At 63.5% G+C, this 21,199-nt stretch carries 19 protein-coding genes; 12 read left to right on the forward strand and 7 right to left on the reverse strand.

Going from position 1 to position 21,199, the window contains the following annotated elements; translation table 11 throughout:
• Window positions 1–7: 7 nt before the first annotated feature.
• The 5 genes from SA496_RS13190 to SA496_RS13210 all read left to right on the forward strand — a co-directional run bounded on the left by SA496_RS13190 (window position 8) and on the right by SA496_RS13210 (window position 4,517).
• Complete coding sequence (locus SA496_RS13190; protein ID WP_120650819.1) at window positions 8–1,234, forward strand: OprD family porin; 1,227 nt, start codon at window positions 8–10, stop codon at window positions 1,232–1,234.
• Window positions 1,235–1,260: 26 nt separating this feature from the next.
• A complete protein-coding gene (locus tag SA496_RS13195) occupies window positions 1,261–2,004 on the forward strand; it encodes a 5-oxoprolinase subunit PxpA (protein WP_330115541.1) in 744 nt (247 codons plus the stop codon).
• Window positions 2,001–2,714: a 5-oxoprolinase subunit B family protein gene (locus tag SA496_RS13200; RefSeq protein ID WP_330115542.1), complete on the forward strand. Its 714-nt coding sequence runs from the start codon at window positions 2,001–2,003 to the stop codon at window positions 2,712–2,714. Before SA496_RS13195 ends, SA496_RS13200 begins: the two co-directional genes overlap by 4 nt.
• Entirely contained in the window at window positions 2,711–3,628 is a 918-nt protein-coding gene (locus SA496_RS13205; protein ID WP_330115543.1) for a biotin-dependent carboxyltransferase family protein, read from the forward strand. Before SA496_RS13200 ends, SA496_RS13205 begins: the two co-directional genes overlap by 4 nt.
• Before the next feature lie 178 nt (window positions 3,629–3,806).
• Window positions 3,807–4,517, forward strand: a complete 711-nt coding sequence (locus SA496_RS13210) for an rRNA pseudouridine synthase (protein WP_330115544.1) — start codon at window positions 3,807–3,809, stop codon at window positions 4,515–4,517.
• Between the two features lie 112 nt (window positions 4,518–4,629).
• Here the strand turns inward: SA496_RS13210 and SA496_RS13215 are convergent, their stop codons facing one another.
• A complete protein-coding gene (locus SA496_RS13215) occupies window positions 4,630–5,550 on the reverse strand; it encodes a LysR substrate-binding domain-containing protein (RefSeq protein WP_330115545.1) in 921 nt (306 codons plus the stop codon).
• Window positions 5,551–5,795: 245 nt separating this feature from the next.
• Here SA496_RS13215 and SA496_RS13220 point away from each other — a divergent pair, with 245 nt between their 5' ends.
• From SA496_RS13220 to SA496_RS13240, 5 genes are all read left to right on the forward strand, one after another.
• Entirely contained in the window at window positions 5,796–6,917 is a 1,122-nt protein-coding gene (locus SA496_RS13220) for an ABC transporter ATP-binding protein (RefSeq protein WP_153921786.1), read from the forward strand.
• Between the two features lie 28 nt (window positions 6,918–6,945).
• The gene (locus tag SA496_RS13225; RefSeq protein WP_120650812.1) at window positions 6,946–7,872 is read left to right on the forward strand and encodes an ABC transporter permease; all 927 of its coding nucleotides are present in this window, start codon (window positions 6,946–6,948) and stop codon (window positions 7,870–7,872) included.
• The gene (locus SA496_RS13230) at window positions 7,872–8,678 is read left to right on the forward strand and encodes an ABC transporter permease (protein ID WP_377669645.1); all 807 of its coding nucleotides are present in this window, start codon (window positions 7,872–7,874) and stop codon (window positions 8,676–8,678) included. Before SA496_RS13225 ends, SA496_RS13230 begins: the two co-directional genes overlap by 1 nt.
• A gap of 16 nt (window positions 8,679–8,694) precedes the next feature.
• Window positions 8,695–9,729: an ABC transporter substrate-binding protein gene (locus SA496_RS13235; protein WP_120650810.1), complete on the forward strand. Its 1,035-nt coding sequence runs from the start codon at window positions 8,695–8,697 to the stop codon at window positions 9,727–9,729.
• A 64-nt stretch (window positions 9,730–9,793) separates the two neighbouring features.
• Complete coding sequence (locus SA496_RS13240) at window positions 9,794–11,248, forward strand: amidase (RefSeq protein WP_280359508.1); 1,455 nt, start codon at window positions 9,794–9,796, stop codon at window positions 11,246–11,248.
• 166 nt (window positions 11,249–11,414) lie between these two features.
• Here the strand turns inward: SA496_RS13240 and SA496_RS13245 are convergent, their stop codons facing one another.
• Window positions 11,415–11,717 carry a hypothetical protein gene (locus tag SA496_RS13245; protein ID WP_120650808.1) on the reverse strand — a complete coding sequence of 101 codons (303 nt, stop codon included), beginning with the start codon at window positions 11,715–11,717 and terminating at the stop codon, window positions 11,415–11,417.
• A complete protein-coding gene (locus SA496_RS13250) occupies window positions 11,717–11,947 on the reverse strand; it encodes a hypothetical protein (protein ID WP_162945803.1) in 231 nt (76 codons plus the stop codon). Before SA496_RS13250 ends, SA496_RS13245 begins: the two co-directional genes overlap by 1 nt.
• A 207-nt stretch (window positions 11,948–12,154) precedes the next feature.
• Between SA496_RS13250 and SA496_RS13255 the strand changes: the two genes are divergently transcribed.
• Window positions 12,155–13,294: a carboxylate-amine ligase gene (locus SA496_RS13255; RefSeq protein WP_120650807.1), complete on the forward strand. Its 1,140-nt coding sequence runs from the start codon at window positions 12,155–12,157 to the stop codon at window positions 13,292–13,294.
• 15 nt (window positions 13,295–13,309) lie between these two features.
• Here the strand turns inward: SA496_RS13255 and SA496_RS13260 are convergent, their stop codons facing one another.
• Window positions 13,310–13,996 (reverse strand): RES family NAD+ phosphorylase, encoded by a 687-nt coding sequence (locus SA496_RS13260; RefSeq protein WP_174235572.1) that lies wholly within the window; start codon window positions 13,994–13,996, stop codon window positions 13,310–13,312.
• Window positions 13,996–14,397: an MbcA/ParS/Xre antitoxin family protein gene (locus SA496_RS13265; protein ID WP_120650806.1), complete on the reverse strand. Its 402-nt coding sequence runs from the start codon at window positions 14,395–14,397 to the stop codon at window positions 13,996–13,998. The genes SA496_RS13260 and SA496_RS13265 overlap by 1 nt, the downstream gene beginning before the upstream one ends.
• A 214-nt stretch (window positions 14,398–14,611) precedes the next feature.
• Between SA496_RS13265 and SA496_RS13270 the strand changes: the two genes are divergently transcribed.
• On the forward strand, window positions 14,612–15,205 hold the full coding sequence (locus SA496_RS13270; protein ID WP_330115546.1) for a TetR/AcrR family transcriptional regulator: 594 nt from the start codon (window positions 14,612–14,614) through the stop codon (window positions 15,203–15,205).
• Between the two features lie 179 nt (window positions 15,206–15,384).
• Here the strand turns inward: SA496_RS13270 and SA496_RS13275 are convergent, their stop codons facing one another.
• Both SA496_RS13275 and SA496_RS13280 read right to left on the reverse strand, forming a co-directional pair.
• Window positions 15,385–16,317: a diguanylate cyclase domain-containing protein gene (locus SA496_RS13275; protein WP_330115547.1), complete on the reverse strand. Its 933-nt coding sequence runs from the start codon at window positions 16,315–16,317 to the stop codon at window positions 15,385–15,387.
• A gap of 1 nt (window position 16,318) precedes the next feature.
• Window positions 16,319–21,199: a PAS domain S-box protein gene (locus SA496_RS13280; RefSeq protein WP_330115548.1), complete on the reverse strand. Its 4,881-nt coding sequence runs from the start codon at window positions 21,197–21,199 to the stop codon at window positions 16,319–16,321.

A 21,199-nucleotide genomic window follows, 5' to 3' on the forward strand; every position in this document is an offset into this window, starting at 1 on the left:
TTCCCCCATGCACCCGAACACCCGTCTGGCTGCCGTGCTGATAGCCGGCAGCGGACTGGGCTGGCCCCTGCTCGCCCAGTCGGAACTGCTTGAAGACAGCCACGCCAGCCTGGAGCTGCGCAATTTCTACTTCAGCCGCGACTTCCGCCAGAGCGGCGCCCGCGACAAGGCCGAAGAATGGGCCCAGGGCTTCCTGCTGCGCCTGGAATCGGGCTACACCGAAGGCACCATCGGCGTTGGCGCCGATGCCATCGGCCTGCTCGGGGTCAAGTTGGACTCCGGCGACGGCACCGCCGGCACCGGCCTGCTGCCGGCCGACCAATCCGGCGGCTCCCAGGACGACTATTCCAAGCTCGGCCTGACCGGCAAGCTGAAGGTATCCAACAGCGTACTCAAGGCTGGCGCGTTGCACTTCAAGAGTCCCATCGTTTCAGCCAACGACTCGCGCCTGCTACCGCAACTGTTCCGTGGCGCGCTGCTCAACGTGCAGGAGATCGACAACCTGACCCTGCAGGGCGGCCGTCTCGACCGCATCAAGCTGAACAGCTCCAGCGACTACCAGGAGTTCAGCGCCAACCGCATCGGTGGCCAGAGCGACGCCTTCAACTTCGGCGGCGGCGACTATCGCGTCAGCCCGGCGCTGACCGCGAGCCTGCACTACGGACAGCTGGAAGACATCTACCGCCAGACCTTTGCCGGGCTGGTGCACACCCTCGCCCTGGGCGAACAGCTGTCGCTCAAGAGCGACCTGCGCTACGCCCTGTCCCGCGAGGACGGCAACTTCCGCGACCTGGACAACAAGGCCAGCGGCGCCCTCTTCACTCTCAAGGCTGGCAGCCATGCCCTGGGGGCTGGCTACCAGCGCATGTCGGGAGATGACCCCTTCCCCTACATCGCCGGCAGCGACCCGTACCTGGTGAACTTCGTGCAGATCGGAGACTTCGCCAATGCCGGCGAACGCTCCTGGCAACTGCGCTACGACTACGACTTCGCCGCCCTTGGCGTGCCCGGCCTGACCTTCATGAGCCGCTATATCGCTGGCGATCACGTCCAGCGCGCCACTGGCAACGACGGTGAGGAGTGGGAACGCAACACCGACATCGCCTACGTGATCCAGAGCGGCCCGCTGAAGAACCTCGGACTGAAATGGCGCAACGCTACGGTGCGCTCCAACTTCGCCAATGACCTCGATGAGAACCGCCTGATCCTCAGCTACAGCCTGGCGCTGTGGTAGGACGGGACCTGCCTGGAGAACAGACCATGAGCAGACTGCTGCTGAATTGCGATATCGGTGAAAGCTTCGGAGCCTGGACCATGGGCCTGGATGCCGAAGTCATGCCGCTGATCGACTGCGCCAACATCGCCTGCGGCTTCCACGCCGGCGACCCCGGCACCATGCGCCGCACCATCGCACTGGCGGTGAAGCACCGGGTAAGCATCGGTGCCCATCCCGGCTATCCGGACCTGGTGGGCTTCGGGCGCCGCTCCCTGGCCTGCTCGCCAGCCGAAGTGGAAGACCTGATGCTCTACCAGATCGGCGCCCTCGACGGCCTGTGCCGCGCCCAGGGTGCCCGCGTCAGCTACGTGAAGCCCCATGGTGCGCTGTACCAGGACATGATGCGCGACCCGGCCATCCTCGCCGCCGTGATGCGCGCCGTGGCGGCCTACGACGCGCAATTGCCACTGATGCTCATGAGCACCCGCGACAACGGCGCTGCCCAGGCCATCGGCGATGAGCATGGAGTGGAACTCTGGTTCGAAGCTTTCGCCGACCGGGCCTACGACGGCAACGGCTACCTCGTGTCGCGCAACCTGCCCGGTGCGGTACACCACGACCCGGAGCAGGTGGTGGCCCAGGCCATCACCCTCGCCCGTGGCGACTCCCTGCGCGCCAGCGATGGCAGCGAACTGCCGCTGAAGGCCCACACCCTCTGCGTTCACGGCGACAACCCCGGCTCGATCGCCGCGGTCAAACGCATACGTGAAGCACTGGAGGCCCAATGACCACGCCGCTCCTGCGCATCGAAGTCGCCTCGATCGACGCCTTCATCCTGCGCCTGTTCGACCGCATCGACGAAGCCAACATGCCGTGGATGCTGGCAGCCGGCATTCGCCTGCGTGAAACCTTCGGCGCCGCGCTGGTAGATCTGGTGCCCTCCTACACCACCCTGCTGCTGCACTACGACCTCCAGCAACTGGACCCGCGCCAGGCCCGTGAACTGATTGCCCGTGCCCTCGCCGACCTCTGCCCGGAAACCCGTGCCAGCGGCCGCAGCCATGTCATCCCCACGTGGTATGACCCGAGCGTGGGCCCGGACCTTGAGCCGCTGGCCCAGCGCAAGCACCTGAGCGTGGCTGAGTTGGTGCAGCGGCACAGCCAGCGCGAGTACCAGGTATTCGCCCTCGGCTTCACCCCCGGTTTCGCCTTCATGGGGCTGGTGGAGGAAGCGCTCGCCGCGCCACGACTGACCACGCCACGCAAGCGCATCGCCCCCGGCAGCGTCGGCATCGCCGAACGGCAGACTGCGGTCTACCCGGTGGAAAGCCCCGGCGGCTGGAACCTGCTGGGACGCACGCCGGTGCGCCTGTTCGACCTGGAGCTTCCCGGCTACAGCCTGCTGCAGGCTGGCGACCGAGTGCGCTTCGAGCCCGTCGACCGTGCCGAATTCATCCGCCTGGGCGGCGACGACACCCCGCTGGAGACCCTGCCATGAGCCTCGTGATCGACCGCAGCACGCCCTTCATCCTGCTCCAGGACCGGGGCCGTTTCGGCTGCCGTCACCTGGGCGTTACCCAGGGCGGCGCGCTGGACTGGGTATCCATGGGCTGGGCAAACTGGCTGCTGAGCAATCAGCTGGATGCAGCAGTTGTGGAGGTCGGCCTTGGCGCCTTCAGCCTCACCTGCCAGCGGGACGGCAACCTGGCCATCGCCGGTGCCGACCTGGGCGCCACGCTCGACGGCCAGCCACTGCCCACCTGGGGCGCCTTCAAGGTACGCAGCGGCCAGCGCCTGGCTTTTGCCCATCCTCGCCAGGGTGCTCGCGCCTACCTTGCAGCACCGGGCGGCTTCCAGGGCGAGCGGCAACTGGGCAGCCTGTCCACGGTGGCTCGTGAAGAGCTGGGCGGCCTGAACGCGAATGGCAAGGCCCTGGCCGTGGGTGACCAACTCCATTGGCAGGGCGAGACTCCACAAGTGCGCAACATGCCGCGCGCGCAGATACCAGACTTCAGCGCAGCAGCCCGCCTGGAGCTGATCCTGGGCGCGCAGATCGGCGACTTTTCCGGGCAGAGCCTGTTCGACGCCTTCAACAGCCAGTGGACCGTGGACACCCGCGCCGACCGCATGGGCGTGCGCCTGCTCGGGCCGAAACTGGAATGCAGGACCCAGTCGATGATTTCCGAAGGCATCGCCCTGGGCGCCGTGCAGGTCCCACCGGACGGTCAGCCCATCGCCCTGCTCAACGACCGCCAGACCATCGGCGGCTACCCCCGTCTCGGCGCCCTCACTCCGCTGGCCGTGTCACGCCTGGCGCAATGCCTGCCCGGTGCCGCACTGCACTTCGTGCCTACGGTGCAGGAAGCCGCCCATCAGGAACATCGCAAGGCGTTGGCCGGGTGGTGGAGCTGAGCGCTCCTTCGGTGGGGGCGAATTCATTCGCCAAGCAGGCCGCAGACCTGCCCCACCGACCGGGAATGGGCTGCTACGCAGCCCTTGGCGATTGAAATCGCCCCTACAGGCAGGAAGCCCACAGGAAAGCCGCCAAAGGGTTTACCATTGCGCCCTTTCCCCTCCACTGGCAGTTCCCATGACCGACCCCATCCGCCTGTCCAAATGCATCGTCGAACTCACCGGCTGCTCCCGCCGGGAGGCCGAACTTTATATCGAGGGTGGCTGGGTCACCGTCGATGGCGAGGTGGTGGAACAGCCGCAATTCAAGGTAGAGGGTCAGACAGTCGCCCTGCTCCCTGGCGCTACGCCTGAGCCACAGGAGCCAGTGACACTGCTGATGAACCAACCCGCCGGCCTTTCCTTCGAAGCCGCTCAGCGCGTGCTCACCGCTGAAAGCCGCTGGTCGGAAGATCGCGCCAGCGTACGCCTGCTGCGTAGCCACTTCGCCCGCCTGACCACCACCCTGCCGTTGCAGCCGGGCGCCAGTGGCCTGCTGGTACTGACCCAGGACTGGCGCGCCTTGCGCAAGCTCAACGAAGACGCCGCGAAACTGGAACAGGAGTATGTGGTCGAGGTGTCCGGCACCATGGCCGACAACGGTCTGGACAAGCTCAAGCGCGGCATCCGCATCAAAGGCGGCGAATTGCCCCCGGTGAAGGCCAGCTGGCAGAACGAGACCCACCTGCGCTTCGCCCTGAAGAACCCGAAGCAGGGACTGATTGCGGCCTATTGCGCAGCCGTTGGCCTGAAGGTAGTTGGCATGAAGCGCATCCGCATTGGCGGCGTGCCCATGGGCAAGGTGCCGGTGGGACAGTGGCGCTATCTGGGGCAAGCCGAGAAGTTCTGAGGCCGTCTGAGCCTTTTGTTGTAGAGGCGAATTCATTGGCCAAGGGACACGCAGTGTCCCCCTCTGGCCCTGCATGGCATCCCTTCGGGTTGCTTGGCGATTGAAATCGCCCCTACAACGATTTCACCCCTGCATCCCCCTCGAACGCCTCCGGAAACTCTTCCCGCAAGACCATCGAGATCCATTCGCTGAGCCACTCCACATCCGCCGACACCGGCCCCGGCGGGGTCAGCAGCTGGTAGCTCTCCAGCGGCACATCCACATCGACGGCCTTTACCAGCAGGCCATTCTCCAGTTCACGACGCACCAGCACTTCATTGGCCAGGGCAATCCCACGCCCGCCCTCGGCCAGTGACAACACGTAGTCGTTGCTGACGTAGAGCACATCCGCACTCACCTGCACGTCGACGCCGACACGGGCGAACCAGAGGTTCCACCATTCGCTGTCGTAGTGGATGAGATCGAGGCGGGCGAGCGCCTCAGCACCTTCGATCGGTCCGGTGCGGGCCAGGTATTCCGGTGAGCACACAGGAAAAACCCTTGGCTGCATGAGGATGGTGCGGGCACCGCTGTAGTCCCCCGGCATGCCATAGACGATGCCCAGGTCAGCGCTCTTGCCATCGACTTCGGTGAAGGTGGAATTGGGCTCGATAACGATCTTCAGCCCCGGCCGCATGCGACTGACGGCCTCCAGTTTGGGGGTCAGCCAACGCTTGGCGAAGGCTGGCACAGCGAGGATCTTCAGCCAGCGCACGGTGCCCTTCTTCGACACCTCGTCACCGGCATCGGCGATCTGCGCCAAGGCGGCACTGATGCACGCATAGTACTGACGCCCAGCCGGCGTGAGCTCGACGCCACGCGGAGTGCGGTCGAACAGCCGCACACCGAGCCACTCTTCCAGCAGCTTCACATGGCGACCGATGGCGGGCTGGGTGACATGCAGGGCCTTCGATGCAGCGACATAGCTGCCCAACTGAGCGGCAGCCTCGAAGGCGCGCACGGCGTTGAGGGGTGGCAAACGGCGAATGGGCATGGACGCGAAGGCACCTTCTAGTTGTTAGTTTTTTTAATAGCACATGTAAGAAAATTGAGCTTTATAGGCCGCATCCCCTGCCAGATGATCGGTCCCGAGGCACGAAGAACAACAACCTCGCCCGATCAACTCCCTGTTGCCCCGGCACTGCCGGGACTGCCTAGAACAACAATCGAAAGCCCGAGGCCCGGGACGTCCGCCAGCATACGCGGCCGCCCGAACCACAGGGAACAGGAGAAGTAGTGATGAATGCTGTGCATGTCCCGTTGCCTGCGGCGGCGGTCTCGGTTCGTTCGGTACGCAAGGTGTACGGCGACCCGCAGAACGGGCCGGTAGCCCTGAAGAGCGTGGATCTGGATATCCGCGACAACGAGTTCTTCACCCTCCTCGGCCCCTCCGGCTGCGGCAAGACCACATTGCTGCGGATGATCGCCGGGTTCGAGTTCCCCAGCGCTGGGGAAATCCTCCTCTATGGCGAGAACATCGCCGACCTGCCGCCATTCCAACGGCCGGTCAACACTGTGTTCCAGCACTACGCCCTGTTCCCCCACATGACCATTTCCGAGAACCTCGCCTTTGGCCTGGAGTCCCACCCCATGGGCAAGCGCATGAACCGCACCCAGGTGGCCGAGCGGGTCCGCGAGATGCTCGCGATGGTGCAGATGGAACGCTTCGCCGAGCGCCGTCCCAGCCAGCTCTCCGGCGGCCAGCAACAGCGTGTGGCCCTGGCCCGCGCCCTGGCGCCGCATCCCAAGGTCCTGCTACTGGACGAGCCGCTCTCAGCCCTCGATCTCAAGCTGCGCCAGGCCATGCGCGAGGAACTGAAGAGCATCCAGGCGCGCACCGGCATTACCTTCATCTTCGTCACCCACGACCAGGAAGAAGCCCTGGCGATGTCCGACCGCATCGCCGTGCTCTCCGAAGGCCAGGTCCAGCAGGTCGGACGCCCGGACGAGATCTACGAGCAACCACGCAATCGCTTCGTGGCGGACTTCATTGGCGAGACCAATTTCATCGAGGCACGGCTGCTGCAGGAAGACGGCAACCAGGCGATCTACCAGGGGCCGGGCGGCAAGCCGTTCCGCGCGGCCGCCCGTGAAGGCGTCAGGCCTGGTCAGGACGTCTGCCTGTCGATTCGCCCGGAACGCCTGCATCTGGTAGAGCCGGCCCAGGGCGGCGCCATTCCCTGCCGCGTCGACAACCAGATCTACCTCGGCACCGACCTGCACTACCACGTCAGCCTCGGTGATGGCAGCCGCCTGACCGTGCGTACGCCGAACCGTGGCGGCCAGGGCCAGCGCTTCCGCCCTGGCGAAGCCGCCGCCCTGCTGCTCGACCCGGACAGCGCCAGCGTGCTGCTGGATTGAACCCGCCACCTGCCAACGGTCAACTGCCATGAATCCGACATCCCTTGCGTCCGGTGCCCTGCTTGCGCGCCGCCAGGCCATGCAGAGCTTCCTCGGCGTGTCACCCGCCCTGGTTGCCATCGGCCTGTTCCTGATCCTGCCGATCCTGATAGTGGTCGCCTATTCGCTGATGGAGGCCAACCCCTACGGCGGCGTCAATCGCGTCTTCAGCACCGAGTCCTATCTGTCGCTGCTCTTCGAGCGCCAACTGGACGACAGCCTCGCCTTCGCCGACTCCTACCTGGTGATCGCCCTGCGCTCGGTGGGTATCGCCGCAGCCACAACCCTAGTCACCCTGCTGGTTGGTTTCCCAGTGGCGGTCTGGCTGTCGATGCAGCCGCCCCATCGCCGTGGTTTGCTGATCTTCCTGATCACCGTGCCCTTCTGGGCCAACCTGCTCATTCGTACCTACGCCTGGATCCTGCTACTGCGTGGCAGCGGCGTGATCAACACCAGCCTGATGGGCCTGGGGCTGATCGACCAGCCGCTGGAGTTGCTCTACACCGACGGCGCAGTGTTGCTGGGGCTGGTCTACACCTATGCGCCCTTTGTGGTGCTGCCCATCTACGCCTGTCTCGAAAAAATGGACATGCGCCTGCTGGAGGCCGCCCAAGACCTCTACGCCGGCCGCGTGCGCACCCTGCGCAAGGTCGTCCTGCCCATCGCCAAGCCGGGCATCCTCGCTGGCGCCATCCTCACCTTCGTGCCCTGCCTCGGCGCCATGATCGCCCCGGAACTGCTGGGCGGTGGGACGAAGATGATGCTCGGCAACCTGATCTTCCGGCAGTTCAGCGACGCCCGTAACTGGCCCTTCGGCGCAGCCCTGTCGCTGGTGTTGATGGCCGCGGTGATGCTGGTCCTGACCGTTTATGCGCTGCGTGCCGAACGCCAGCGCGCCGCTCGCGGAGGTGTCTGATGTTGCGCCTGTTCGGCAAGGCCCGCCTGGGCGTGCAGGATTTCCCCGGTTTCGGCGGATTCAGCTTCCTGTTCTATCTCTACCTCTACGCTCCGATCCTGGTGCTGGTGATCTTCTCCTTCAACGCCAACCAGTCGGCCACCATCTGGACCGGATTCAGCCTCGACTGGTACCGAGCCGCCTTCGCCAACCAGGCGCTGCGCCAGGCCGCCGGCAATAGCCTGCTGATCGCCGTGTGCGCCAGCCTGGCGGCCACGGCCATCGCCACCCTGGCGGCGCTGGGCACCTCGCGGGGCGCGAAGTTCAAGGGCATGCGCCTGTCCATCGGAGCCATTATGCTGCCGCTGGTTTTGCCGGAGATCGTGGTCGGCGTCGCCACCCTGGCGCTGTTCTCGACCCTCGGCCTATCGCTGGGCTACGGCAACCTGATCATCGCCCACACGGTGTTCTGCATCCCCTTCGCCTACCTGCCGATCCGTGCCCGCCTGGACGACATGGACCTCTCTTTGGAACAGGCTGCCGCCGACCTCTATGCCGGCCAGTGGCGAACCTTCCGCAAGGTCACCCTGCCCTTGCTGATGCCGGGGATCGTCTCGGGGCTGATGCTGGCCTTCATCGTCTCGCTGGATAACTTCGTGATTTCGATGATGGTCTCCCAGGCCGGCACCACTACGCTTCCGATCTTCATCTTCGGCCTGCTGCGGATGGGCGTGACGCCCGATGTGAACGCCGTTTCCACCTTGATCCTCGGGGTCTCCGTGCTGTTCGTGACCCTGTCCTACCTGCTCGGCAAGAAGAAACACTGAACCGGAGAGCCAACCCATGAATACAGTGATGAAAACCCTGGCCGCCGGCCTGGCGCTTGGCTTGAGCCTGTCTGCCCAGGCGGATGGCCAACTCAATGTGGTGAGCTGGAGCGGCTACTTCTCGCCGCAGATCCTCGAGAAGTTCCAGAAGGAAACCGGCATCAAGGTCACGGTTGACTCCTACGACTCCAACGAAACCCTGCTGGCCAAACTCAAGCAGGGCGGCACCGGCTACGACGTGGCCATCCCCTCCCACCAGTTCATTCCGATCCTGGTGCAGGAGAACCTGCTAGAACGCTTCGACCCGGCACAACAGCCCTACTATGCCGGTCTCGTCGACAACCTGAAGAAACCGACCTGGGACCCTGAGGGCGCCTACTCGGTGCCCTTCATCTGGGGCACCACCAGCGTCGTGGTGGACACCAGCATCTACAAGGGTCCGACCGACAGCCTGGCGTTGCTGTTCCAGCCGCCAGCCGAACTGCAGGGCAAGATCAACATGTTCGACTCGGCCAGCGAAGTGATCGATGCCGCCAGCGTCTACCTCGACATCCCCCTGTGCAGCGAAGACCCCAAGCAGATGCAGCAGGTGCTGAACCTGTTGAAGGCGCAGAAGCCCTTTGTGAAGACCTACAGCTCGAAGGCCGGCTCCATCCGCGAGAACCTGGCCTCGGGAGAGATCGACATGTCGTTGTTCTGGGGCGGCTCGTCCATGCGTGCCCGCGAAATGAAGCCGAGCCTGCACTACCTCTATCCGAAGGAAGGCGTGATGGCCTGGGTGGACAACCTGGTGATTCCCAAGGGGGCGCGCAATCCGGATAACGCGAAGCGCTTCATCGCCTTCCTCAGCCAGCCGGAAAACGCCGCGCTGACGCAGAACTTCCTCAAGCACCAGAGCCCGGTCAAGGGCGTGGAGCCCTATCTGGATGCCAGCCTGAAGGATGCCCCGGAGCTGCATATCCCCGACGGCACCAAGGTGCTCTTCAGCAAGACCTGCGGCGCCGGCGCCATCCGCCTGGCCGACCGCGTCTGGACCAACCTGATGCGCTGACCCGCCCGGCCCCGTCCAAGCGGACGGGGCTTCCCGCAACCCGCCGTTTGCCCAAGGCAGAAACATGAGCAAGAACGAACCCATCAGTGAGCTGGTGCAACTGCCGGCCCACCAGCTTTCCCTGCACATCCGCCAGCGCCAGGTGTCCTGCCGCGAGGTGATGAAGGATTACCTGGCCCATATCGAACGCTTCAATCAGCACGTGAACGCCCTGGTCAGCCTGCAACCGGCCGAGCAACTGCTCGCCGAAGCCGACCAGCGTGACGCGGAACTCACCAGAGGTGAGTACAAGGGCTGGATGCACGGTCTACCCCATGCAGTGAAGGATCTTTCACTGACCCGAGGCATACGCACGACCCTCGGCTCACCGTTGTACCGCAACCATTTTCCCGAACGCGACGGCATCATGGTCGAACGCCTGAAGGCCGCTGGCGCAATCATCATTGGCAAGAGCAACACACCGGAATTCGGCCTCGGCTCGCAGACTTACAACCCGTTGTTCGGCGCCACCGGCTGCGCCTACGACCCGAGCCGCACCGCGGGTGGTAGCAGCGGTGGCGCGGCGGCAGCCCTGGCCATGCGCCTGGTGCCGGTGGCCGACGGCAGCGACATGATGGGTTCGCTGCGCAACCCGGCGGCCTTCAACAACATCATCGGTTTTCGCCCGTCCCAGGGACGGGTGCCTTTCGATGATGCCGCCGACCTGTTCTTCGACCAGCTCGGCTACGAAGGCCCAATGGGCCGCAACACCCGTGATGTCGCCCTGCTCCTGTCGGTACAGGCCGGTGGCGATGCACGCGCGCCGCTGTCCATCGCCGAAGGCGGCCAGGACTTCGCCGGCGCCCTGCAGCGGGATTTCAAGGGTGCCCGCCTCGGCTGGCTGGGCGACTTCGACGGTTACCTGCCCATGGAACGCGGTGTACTTGAGCTATGCCGCACAGCCTTCAAGGACTTCGAATCCGTCGGTTGCAGCATCGACGATGCCCGGCCCGAGTACGCCATGCCCCAGCTCTGGGACACCTGGCGCACCCTGCGGCATTGGCAGGTGGCCAGTTCGCTAGGTGGACACTATGCCGACCTGGCCAGGCGCGAGCAGCTCAAGCCGGAAGCTATCTGGGAAGTGGAGAACGGCCTCGGGCTCTCGGCCATGGACGTGTCCCGCGCCTCTGCGGCACGCACCGATTGGTACCGCGCCATCTGCCAGTTGTTCGAACGTTACGACTACCTGCTATTGCCCAGCGCCCAGGTGTTCCCGTTCGACAAGACCCAGCACTGGCCGAAGGAGATTGCGGGCCGAGCCATGGACACCTACCACCGATGGATGGAAGTGGTGATCCCCGCCACCCTCTCCGGCTGCCCGGTGGCCAACGTTCCGGTGGGCTTCGACAGCCGCGGCCTGCCCATGGGGCTGCAGATCATTGGCCCGCCCAGGGCGGACCTCGCCGTGCTGCAACTGGCCCATGCCTATGAACAGGCCAGCGCCTGGACCCGGCATGTGCCAGGGTGCCTGGTGGTTTGAGCAGTAACGACCGACCTTTTGGACCCGCCCCCACGGGAAGGCACTCGTCCTTGCAGGAGCGAATTCATTCGCGATCTACCACGCACCGGCCTGCAAGCCTGACAGGCAAACCTTCAGCCCGCTTCGCGGCTGAAGTCGCTCCTACAGGGGGATCATGCGCAGTCGGCTACAACTGCACCCGCGCCTGCTGCCCCTGGGCGCTGCGGTTGTCCTGCTGGGGGCGCTGCCCGGACGAGGCAGTCCGTTCAGCGGGGTTGGCGCTCAGGCGCTGGAACTCGAACACCGGCATTTTCACCGGTTTGCTCTTCGCGACTTCGATGCCCGGTCCACGGCCGGAATACTGGCCGTAGACACCCAGCATGAAAACACCGATCACCATGAAGATGGCGACACGCTCGACCACCTTGGGGTTCTTGCCGGAAGGCTGGTGCAGGACCTGCAGCTTCGGCGACTGGGATTGGTGCTTCATCAGTCTTCCAGGACCCGGTCCATCAGCTCCAGTCCCAGCCGCTGGGTACTGGTCTCATCCTTCAACTCACGCTGGCTGATGCCGGCCACCTTGGTTCGCGGTATCGCAAGATGCTGGTTGCGCAGAGTGATGGAGTAGCTGCCATCGGGCTCCCACAAGCATTCGAACTGAAACGTGACGCTCATCTTGTTCAAGGTGTCCTCAACCTGGCGAAGCATCAAATTATTCATTCTCAGTCCTCCCCACCAATCGAGTGGCCGGACTGAAAAACCTAGCAGGGAAACTCACCACGTAAATGTCTTCGGTCGGTTTTTTCTTCGGAAAGCATCCCTCGCCCCGATGACACTCCCATTGCAGAGCCTTTGCTGACAAACGGTCCTTGAAACCTCGGCCAGCCGGTACGTCACTTTGCATTAGGCAAGATTGAGGCGGCCGGCATGCCTAAAGATCCGCTCGCACCCGGATTCGGCGTCGAGGAAACATTCTTTCTGGTGGACAAGCGCAGCCGCAATCTGCCGTCGCAGCTACCCGACGGTTTCCTGCAGGCGGCCAGCAATGCGTTCAAGGAAGGTTTCAGCCAGGAGATGTTCCAGAGCCTGATTCGGCTGGACATGGTGCAACCCAGCCTGCTTGAAATTGCCGAAGCACGCGCCTGCCTGCTGGAACGCCGCACGCGTCTCGCGAGCCTCGCCGGGGAATTTCAGCTGGCGCCCATCTGCGCCGGCTCCCATCCGTTCGCCGACTGGCACGTGCAGGTGCCATCAGACGACTCGCACTACCAACCGCTCTTCGAAGACCAGCGAATGATTGCCCACCGCAGTCTGGTCTGTGGCATGCGCGTGCATGTGCTGGTCCCGCCGGACATCGACCGCATCCGGGTGATGAACCGGGTGCTCGGCTGGCTCCCGCTACTTCTCGCCCTGAGCACTTCATCACCCCTGTGGAACGGCCGACCGACCGGTTTGATGAGCTATCGCCAGGCTGTCTGCGCCGAGTGGCCGCACAAGGGCATTCCCGAGCACTTCCCGGACGAACCTGCCTTCGATGCCTACGTGCAGTGGCTGATGGCTTCGGGATCGATACGCCGCGAAAGCGACCTGGCCTGGTGTGTGCGCCCATCGCCGCGCTTCCCCAGCCTGGAGCTCATGGCGGCGGATGCCTGCCCCTCGGTGGAAGATGCGCTGTGCATCGTCGCCCTGTTCCGCGCGCTGGTGAGCTGGGCCATGGCCCAGGACGACGGCGACCCGCAGGATTCCCAGCTGCAACGCCTGGTACTCAAGGAAAACTACTGGCGTGCCATGCGCTTCGGCATCCACGGCATGTACCTGGATGCCTCGGGCGAGGCCAGCCTCTCCGCCGGTGCCTGGCTGGCGAGGGCCCATGGCTGCTTCGGTGCGTTGGCCGAGTCCGAGGGAGATAGCCAGGCGTTCGTGCGCGGCCGGCATGTGCTGCGCTACGGCAGCAGCGCGGACCGTCAGCTGCTGCGTTACCGAGAGGCCTTGCAGGCCGGCCTGCCTCGCCAGCAGGCGCTGGTGGCGGTCGTGGACGAACTCATCGCGGAAACCTCCGGCGGGTGATCTCGGGGGAAGCGGTCAGCCGACGGGGCTCATCTTCATCACGCAGGAAAAGCTCTGCGTGCGGCCATCCCAGATGTAGCGGAAGTGCGCTCCCTGTACCGGAAGCGTCAGTGCTGGCGGACGGAAAGCCGCCACGCACTCATGCCCCCGCAGGCGCACGCTGTTGTACAGCAAGCCCCACTTGCCCTCGTTGCGGTGCAGCCCGGCGAAGACCTGGCTGGTGGCGTAGCTCGCCGGGTCGGGGTCGTGCAGTTCCGTGCGGTCACGTACATCGAGCATCGGCTGGACCACCTTGTTGACGTAGGCACGCAGGGTGACCTCTATGCTCTCCTCCTGGGTGGCACGCCAGAAGCGTTCCTGGTGGTAGCGGGTCTCGGCGATGGCGGCGTCGATCGAGCTGGCGCAGTAATAGACACCGAAGCTGCCATCAGTGAAGCGACTGCTGCGGCCGATATGGGTGAACACGGCCATGACCACTGTGGCGCCAGTGCCGCTGACACGGTCCTTTGCGGCGACACGGGAAATCTCCCCGACCTGGTCGCGCAGGCGGTCGTTGGTCATCGCCTCGATGGCGAAGGCTAACTCGAGGTCAGCAGGATCGAGAGTGTCTTCGAATACGGATATCGGCGGGAAGGCGCTGTTGACCAGGCGATAGGCCTTGTTCCAGTCAGGAATCCGTTCCACCAGCAACTCCTGGGTCATCAGCCGCGCACTCCATCGAGGTAACGACGCACATCGGCAACATCCACCACCTGACCGCCAAGCATGTACTCCAGGGCACTACGGCCGTTGAAGGGGGCGGCGCTGTTGGGCTTGTGCACCCACTCGTAGGCTCGCGCCTCCTGGTTGCTGAAGAGGATGCGCAGGGACTTGTGGATGCCCATCAGGTAGGAGATGCGCTCCAGCGTGTCGTGGGGCAGGCGCACACTGGGCAGCTTCTTGTAGCTGAAGTAGGTGGTGTTACCGATGGAGCCCAGCAGCGTGCGCTGCTGTTCCTTGGTGCAACCCCACTTGTCCATCAGGTTGAAGAAGAACTTCAGGGCCACACGGCCGGCTTCGCCGCTCTGAAGGTCCGGAATGACATGGCCGACGGGAATGCTCATGGCGTCTCCTGGGAGATTTGCTATGGCTTCAACTCTACTCCTGATCCGAATTATTTCAAGCATTCAGTTCTGATACGCAGTAAGGCCAGGCCTCGATTGCGGGCCCACAGCCGATCAATGGAAAAAAACGCCAAGGTACTGGAGCGCTTTCGACCTAGGCCCTGCCGCATGCGCTGGATAGAGTGCCGGGGCACGCCATTCGAGGGCCAACACCATGCTCGACGCCACGACCACCCGCCCCTCCCGCTATCTGGAAAACCGTCACCTGGCATTGGCTCTGTTCGCCGAGCAAGGCTACGGCCAGGTGAGCATGCGCGACCTGGCGGCACAGCTGGGAATCAAGGCAGGCTCCATCTACTACCATGTGGAAAGCAAGGAAGCGCTGCTGTTCGAGTTCATCGAAGAACTCTACGAGCAGTTGCTGGACAATGCCGCCCTGGCCACCCGACGACACCGCGACCCGGCCGCGTGCCTGGCCGCGCTGATCGATGCCCACCTCTCCCTGCATCAGCCCATGGGCCTGCACTTTCGCCTCGCCGAACTGGAAGCCCGCTGCCTATCCGGCGAGCGCCTGGAACAGGCCCGCACACTGCGCCAGGCCTATGAAGCCGCCCTGCTGGAACCCTTGCAGCAACTGGCCGGCCACCCGTTGGATGCCGCCGGACGCGGTGCCGTAGCCAGCATCGTGTCACTGCTCAACCAGTTGCCTGCCTGGCTGGACGCCAGCGGCCTGCCGGCTGAACAAGGGCTGGAGTTGATGAAGCGGATGGTACTGGGCAGCGTGCGCGGTGCCATGCGCCTGCCCTGAGGCGGTAGCGCCGTCGGGGTTCTACCCCGTTAACACGGACACTTTCGAGTAAGCTCACACAAAGCTGAAGGAGTGTTCATGAAGCGCAAGAAATACAGCCCCGAATTCAAGCGGGCAGCCATCGAACTGGTCCGTCGTTCAGGGGCGAGTTGCCGACAGGTGGCCTTGGCGGAGAGCCTTCAGAGCACCGGCTCGCCCAAGCTGAACCGTGCGCGACCGTCCTCTTTCGCCTTGTAAAGTGCCTTGTCCGCCAGGGACACAAGCTGGGTCGGATCCTGGCCAATCACAGGCATGAGGCTGACAACGCCCTGGGAAATCGTGACGCTGTCCGCTACCGCTGATTGGGCATGGGGGATCTGCATGTCCCTGACACTGGCTGCCAGCTGCGTCGCGACAGTGGCGGCACCATTGAGATTGGTGCCTGGCAGGATGCAGATGAATTCCTCACCACCATAACGAGCGACCATGTCGAATGGCCGCCTGATCGCATTTTCGAGTGCCGCGGCCACCCTGCGCAGGCACTCGTCGCCCATCAGATGCCCGTAGTGGTCGTTGAACCGTTTGAAGTAGTCGATATCGATCAGGATCAGTCCCAGCCATCCAGCATCACGGCAAGACTGGTTCCAGGCCGCGGCTAGCCGCTGGTCGAACGCACGACGATTGGGAATCCCCGTGAGGCCATCCAGCGTCGCCAGGTTTCGGAGCCGGTCGCTCTGCAGCTTGAGGGTCAGGTGTGTCTTCACCCGGGCACGGGCGATTCCCGGATGGAACGGCTTGCCGATATAGTCGACAGCCCCCATCTCGAGCCCCCTTGCCTCGTCTTCCTCCTCTCCCATGGCGCTGACGAAGATGATCGGAATATCAACGGTAATCGGGCTGCTCTTCAACCGGCGGCAAACTTCATAGCCATCGATACCGGGCATGACCACATCGAGCAGGACCAGGTCTGGGTGCAGCCTCTCGGCCAACTCGATCGCCTGTTCCCCATCCGTGGCCATGTAGATCTCGTGGTCAAAGCGGAATAACTCGCTCAGCGCGCGAATATTGAGCGGCTGGTCATCCACCAGCAACAGCCTGGGCTTTACCCTTGATGCATAGGACCCCTTTTCCATCTCAAGCCCCTTCCAACGCATTTATGAGTTTCTCGCTCAACACCCTGGCAGCACGAAAATCCAGGGATTCGACAGCCCGCCGCAGATCGTCGTAGACCTCCCTGCAGCGGGCTGGAACCGTGGCTTCGAGGGCTTCGGTCCGTTCGATGGCCAGGAGATTGCCGCTGGCGAGCAGCTCCTGCAACTGTTTGAGAGTGCGCTGCCAGTCGTTCCCGTTGCCGACCTCCACAATCTCGCTCTGCGCCTGATCGCCAGAAGCCGCGAAGAGCGCCTTGAGTTCAGCATCGCTACGAACCAGCAGACCTCCCAGTTCCAGCAGCCAGCCGGTGTCGGCCATGAACGCCTGCGCCTCGGTCTCATCGGCTTTTTTGAGCTCCTGCTCCAGCGCCGCCGCGCGGGCAGAGAGACCACTGGCGCCCATGGTTCCAGCGCTTCCCTTGAGCGTATGCAGTTGCATCAGCACGCCCCGTGTGTCGGCAGCCTTCGCCATTTGCTCCAGACGGGCCAATTGATTACTCATATCCCCGGCGAAGTTGCCCAACACACGCCGCAACAGCACTAGATTTCCACCAAATCTCCTGAGCACGCCTTCAGCGGACTCAATCTCCGTTGCGTGTGCAGTACCTTCAGAAGCGGGGGCGGCCTGCCCCCCACACAGCGACTGCCTCAACACGGTCACCAGTCTTTCCAGGTCCACGGGCTTGCCCACATGTTCATTCATCCCAGCAGCCAGGCACGCCTCACGCTCGGAAGTCGAGGCATTGGCGGTCATGGCAATAATGGGCAACGTCTTGTGAAGCGGGCTCTGGCGGATCAGGCGAGTAGCTTCCAGGCCATCCATATCGGGCATCTGGATATCCATCAGCACGGCATCGAATCGCTGCGTCCCTAGCAAGACGGCATCGACCCCCTGATTGCCGCCTTCAGCCAGGGAAACGTCGGCCCCCTCACCTTGCAGCAGTTCCTGGGCCACTTGTCGATTGAGCGCGTTATCTTCGACCACCAATAGTTTCATACCCCCTAGGCGACCTTCCGCGCGAATTGGTGCGCCTTCAGACAGTACCTGTTGCCCGGTCACGACACTGCGCAAAGTGGCGGCAAGTTGTTGCGGCGTGACAGGTTTGGTCAGGAACGCGGCGAAGGGAGCCCGGCCATCCTGCTGGATGTCCGCAAGCACCTCGCGACCGTATGCCGTGATCATCACCACAAGGGGCGGCAGCGCATCACCCGCCGCCTCTCGCAGCATGTAAGCAGCGGCCAGTCCGTCGACATCGGGCATGCGCCAGTCCATCAGGACGACGTCAAATGGGCGACCTTCCGCGGCAGCAGAGGCCACGCGCGACAACGCTTCACGCCCGCCGCACGCCTGGTCCGCTTCCCAGCCCAGCTCGGTGGCGGTCCGGGCCAGTAGCTCGCGGGCAGCCACGTTGTCGTCCACCACCAGGACACGCAAGTCCAGGTCACTCGCCGGGTCCGTGGGAAAGGAATCAACGCTTTCCACCACGCCCAATTCCACTTCGAACCAGAATCGGCTGCCTTCGCCCAACCGACTTTCCACCTGCAAGGCCCCGCCCATGAGCTCGACCAGCCGTTTGCAGATCACCAGGCCCAGGCCGGTTCCGCCGTAGCGTCGGCTGATGGACGTTTCTGCCTGGTTGAAACCTTCGAAGATACGCCCGAGCTGTTCTTCGCTGATGCCGATACCGGTATCGCTGACCGAAACCCGCAGCTTAATCCGCGCGCCCCGGCGAGCGAGTTCGCGCAGGCTTACCGTGACCTGCCCCCGTTCGGTGAACTTCAACGCATTGCCCGCCAGATTGATGAGGATCTGTTGCAGGCGCAGGCTGTCCCCCATCAGGACCTTGGGCAACGATGCATCCAGGTCGAATAGCACTTCGACATCCTTTCCGCCCTGGTTGCCCCCCAACACCACTGCCAGGTCTGTCATCAGCCCCTCCAGCTCGAACGCATGAAGGTCGAGCTGCAGCTTGCCTGCCTCGATCTTGGAATAGTCGAGAATGTCGTTGAGCAAACCCAGCAGGGATTTTGCCGCACCGTGGGCCTTGCGGATGTAATCGAGCTGGCGAGCACTCAACTCGGTGGACTGAACCAGGTGCAGCATGCCGAGCACGGCGTTCATGGGAGTACGGATCTCATGGCTCATGTTGGCCAGGAAGGCACTCTTGGCGGCGCTGGCCGCGTCGGCCTGTTCCTTGGCGAAGAACAGGCGCGACTGCAGTTCATGCTCCTCCGTGATATCGCGGTTAATGCCCGTGACTTTCTGCCGTCCGGTATCGGAAGCGCGTTCGATCCGCGCAGCCGCCTGCACGTAACGCACTTCGCCGCTGGGCAACGTCAGTCGGAACATTGTCTCAAAGGCGCCGCGACCGTCTACCAGCCCCTGGAGTCGCTCGACGCTGTCGGCGGCATCGTCAGAGTGCAAACGCTCCAGCCAATGCTGGTAATTCAGCCCACTGTCCCTGAGAGACATCGGTTGTTCGTAGATTTCGAACATCCGGTCGTTCCATTGCAGGCAATCATCATCGGGTGTCCAGGACCAGACCCCGAGCTTCGCCACATCGGAGGCCAGGGCCAACTGGTCACGAGCGGAAGCGATAGCGTCGCGCTGCCGGCGCTGCTCGGAAATGTCGAAGAGCACGCCCACCACCATGGGCTGCCCGCCTATTTGCATGGCGCCCAGGCTGATCTCCACCGGGAAGACGCTGCCGTCCTTGCGATGGGCTTCCACCTCGCGATTGATGCCAACTTCCCCGGCAGCGTCTCGGTCACGGAAAGCATCGAGATACTGGTCGTGGTCGCGGCTGAGAGACTCCGGCATCAGGATGCGTACGTTCTGCCCGATGAGTTCGTCGGGCTGGTAACCGAAGACCTTTTCGGTGGCGTGATTGCAGGATTGAATGACGCCGCTCTGGTCGATGCTGATGATAGGGTTGACCGCGGTATCCAGAATGGTGCGTGTCACCGCCAGGCTGTCAGCCAGCCTCTGCTCTGCCTCCTTGCGCTGACTGGTATCGATGGCAATGCCGAGATAACCGGCCAGTTTTCCATCGGTGTCACGCATTGCAGTCGCGACCAGGGTAACGCTGAAATGTGTGCCGTCCTTGCGTATGTAGGTCCACTCCCTCGCCTCTGCCCCTTCCAGTTCAGGCTTATGGACGAAGACGCGGAAGCCTTCGATCTTCTCGCCGTACTCCTGACTCAGCTCCTTGCCGCGCTGCTCAACCTCCTCCAGCACGTGGAGAATGTTGGGCGTCCGAACACCGATCATCTCATCGGCACGGTAGCCCAGCAGTTGCTCCGCTCCGCTGTTGAAAACGGTGATGATGCCGTTCAGGTCAGTGGCGATGATGGACACCTGTGACGCGGAGTTCAGCACATTGCCCAGCAGCAGATTGAGTTCGCGCAGCTCCGCTGTACGTTCGGCGACCTGATGTTCCAAGCCGGCATTGAGTTCCAGGATCCGGGCCTCAGCCTGCTTCTGCAGGGAAATGTCGCGCACGGTCTTGGAGGCACCGATCACCGCGCCGCTCTCGTCACAGATCGGTGAGACGGTCACAGAAACGTCCAGCTGCCGGCCATCCTTGTGCATGCGGCGAGTTTCGAAGTGCTCGATGCGCTCGCCCCGCCCCGTGCTCTTGAGCAGCGCCCGTTCTTCTTCAGCGAGTTCAAGGGGCAGGATGAGCCCCGCCAGGGGCCGACCAATCACCTCGTCGCTGTTGAAGCCAAATATCTTTTCAGCACCACGGTTCCAGGCGGTCACAATGCCGTCCAGGTTCTGGCCGATGATGCCGTCATTGGAGTTCTCGACGATGGCCGCGAGCTTGGCCTGCTCCGACAGCACATCGGCGCGACGCCTGCGGCTGACGCCCAGGACCCCGACCAAGGTGGAGAGCAGCAGGGTAAGCAGTCCCCCAACGCCGAAAGCAGTTCGGGGCGAGGTCTGATTCAACTCACGGGCGAAACGGGGATAGGCTACCAGTTCAATGTCCCAGCGCCGCCCGAATACATCTTGGGAAGCGTGGGTGCGCATCAGCTCCACGTCACTGCTATCAACCTGCGGACGTTCGTAGAACTGAACTGGCGCGTTAGGGTCGGTCACGTCACGGAGCAGCAGTCTGACGCCCTCGGACGGCAGCGGCAGGCCAGTGAGCACTTCCTCGATCGACAGCGGGGCATAGCTCCAGCCGAAACTCTGCGACAGCCGATCTGCCTCGGATGCCGGCGTGACCGCCGTCCGGTAGATGGGCATCAGGAAGAGAAAGGACTGAAGTGGCTTTCCGGTCGCCTGGACCAGGGTAATGGGGCCAGTTAGACGCGCCTCTCCGGTGCGGATAGCCGCTTCGGCGGCCGCCCGCCGATTTTGCTCTGAGGCAATATCCAGCCCGACTGCGGCCAGGTTGCGCTCCACGGGCTCAATGTATTGGATGACGAAGCGTTCACCATCATGGGGCGTCAACTGGCGAATGGAGAAATCCGGCTTGCCATCGGCCCGCGCCCGTTCCAGGAACGCTGCCTCTTCCACAGCAGGAACGCGCCGAATGAAGCCAAATCCGCGAGCCCCGGGAAACTCGCTCTCCACGTTACGCGTCCGACCGTAGGTGTGGAACAGACTGCGGGTAATCTGGTCCTCGCCAACTACCTGTATGACACCCCGCGCACCACGCAGACCGAACTGGTAGACGTGCATGCGGTTGGTCACGGCCTGACTGGTGCGCTCGACCGCCCTGGTGAGAGCAGCCTCTGTCTGTGCGCGGTTATGCTCCTGCAACCAGTCAGTGACCAGGGACGTGACGGCTATTCCGGCCACAAAGGTCGCTGTGACGGCCGTACTCGGAATGAGATCCAGGAAACGCTTTTTCAA

Origin of the sequence: Pseudomonas sp. JS3066 (assembly GCF_036328175.1) — a bacterium.
Taxonomy (GTDB): Bacteria; Pseudomonadota; Gammaproteobacteria; order Pseudomonadales; family Pseudomonadaceae; genus Metapseudomonas.

Excerpts from the sequence above, each read along its gene's own strand:
- SA496_RS13190 (WP_120650819.1), top strand. The coding sequence starts at position 8 with ATGCACCCGAACACCCGTCTGGCTGCCGTGCTGATAGCCGGCAGCGGA.
- SA496_RS13195 (WP_330115541.1), top strand. The coding sequence starts at position 1,261 with ATGAGCAGACTGCTGCTGAATTGCGATATCGGTGAAAGCTTCGGAGCC.
- SA496_RS13200 (WP_330115542.1), top strand. The coding sequence starts at position 2,001 with ATGACCACGCCGCTCCTGCGCATCGAAGTCGCCTCGATCGACGCCTTC.
- SA496_RS13205 (WP_330115543.1), top strand. The coding sequence starts at position 2,711 with ATGAGCCTCGTGATCGACCGCAGCACGCCCTTCATCCTGCTCCAGGAC.
- SA496_RS13210 (WP_330115544.1), top strand. The coding sequence starts at position 3,807 with ATGACCGACCCCATCCGCCTGTCCAAATGCATCGTCGAACTCACCGGC.
- SA496_RS13215 (WP_330115545.1), bottom strand. The coding sequence starts at position 5,550 with ATGCCCATTCGCCGTTTGCCACCCCTCAACGCCGTGCGCGCCTTCGAG.
- SA496_RS13220 (WP_153921786.1), top strand. The coding sequence starts at position 5,796 with ATGAATGCTGTGCATGTCCCGTTGCCTGCGGCGGCGGTCTCGGTTCGT.
- SA496_RS13225 (WP_120650812.1), top strand. The coding sequence starts at position 6,946 with ATGAATCCGACATCCCTTGCGTCCGGTGCCCTGCTTGCGCGCCGCCAG.
- SA496_RS13230 (WP_377669645.1), top strand. The coding sequence starts at position 7,872 with ATGTTGCGCCTGTTCGGCAAGGCCCGCCTGGGCGTGCAGGATTTCCCC.
- SA496_RS13235 (WP_120650810.1), top strand. The coding sequence starts at position 8,695 with ATGAATACAGTGATGAAAACCCTGGCCGCCGGCCTGGCGCTTGGCTTG.
- SA496_RS13240 (WP_280359508.1), top strand. The coding sequence starts at position 9,794 with ATGAGCAAGAACGAACCCATCAGTGAGCTGGTGCAACTGCCGGCCCAC.
- SA496_RS13245 (WP_120650808.1), bottom strand. The coding sequence starts at position 11,717 with ATGAAGCACCAATCCCAGTCGCCGAAGCTGCAGGTCCTGCACCAGCCT.
- SA496_RS13250 (WP_162945803.1), bottom strand. The coding sequence starts at position 11,947 with ATGAATAATTTGATGCTTCGCCAGGTTGAGGACACCTTGAACAAGATG.
- SA496_RS13255 (WP_120650807.1), top strand. The coding sequence starts at position 12,155 with ATGCCTAAAGATCCGCTCGCACCCGGATTCGGCGTCGAGGAAACATTC.
- SA496_RS13260 (WP_174235572.1), bottom strand. The coding sequence starts at position 13,996 with ATGACCCAGGAGTTGCTGGTGGAACGGATTCCTGACTGGAACAAGGCC.
- SA496_RS13265 (WP_120650806.1), bottom strand. The coding sequence starts at position 14,397 with ATGAGCATTCCCGTCGGCCATGTCATTCCGGACCTTCAGAGCGGCGAA.
- SA496_RS13270 (WP_330115546.1), top strand. The coding sequence starts at position 14,612 with ATGCTCGACGCCACGACCACCCGCCCCTCCCGCTATCTGGAAAACCGT.
- SA496_RS13275 (WP_330115547.1), bottom strand. The coding sequence starts at position 16,317 with ATGGAAAAGGGGTCCTATGCATCAAGGGTAAAGCCCAGGCTGTTGCTG.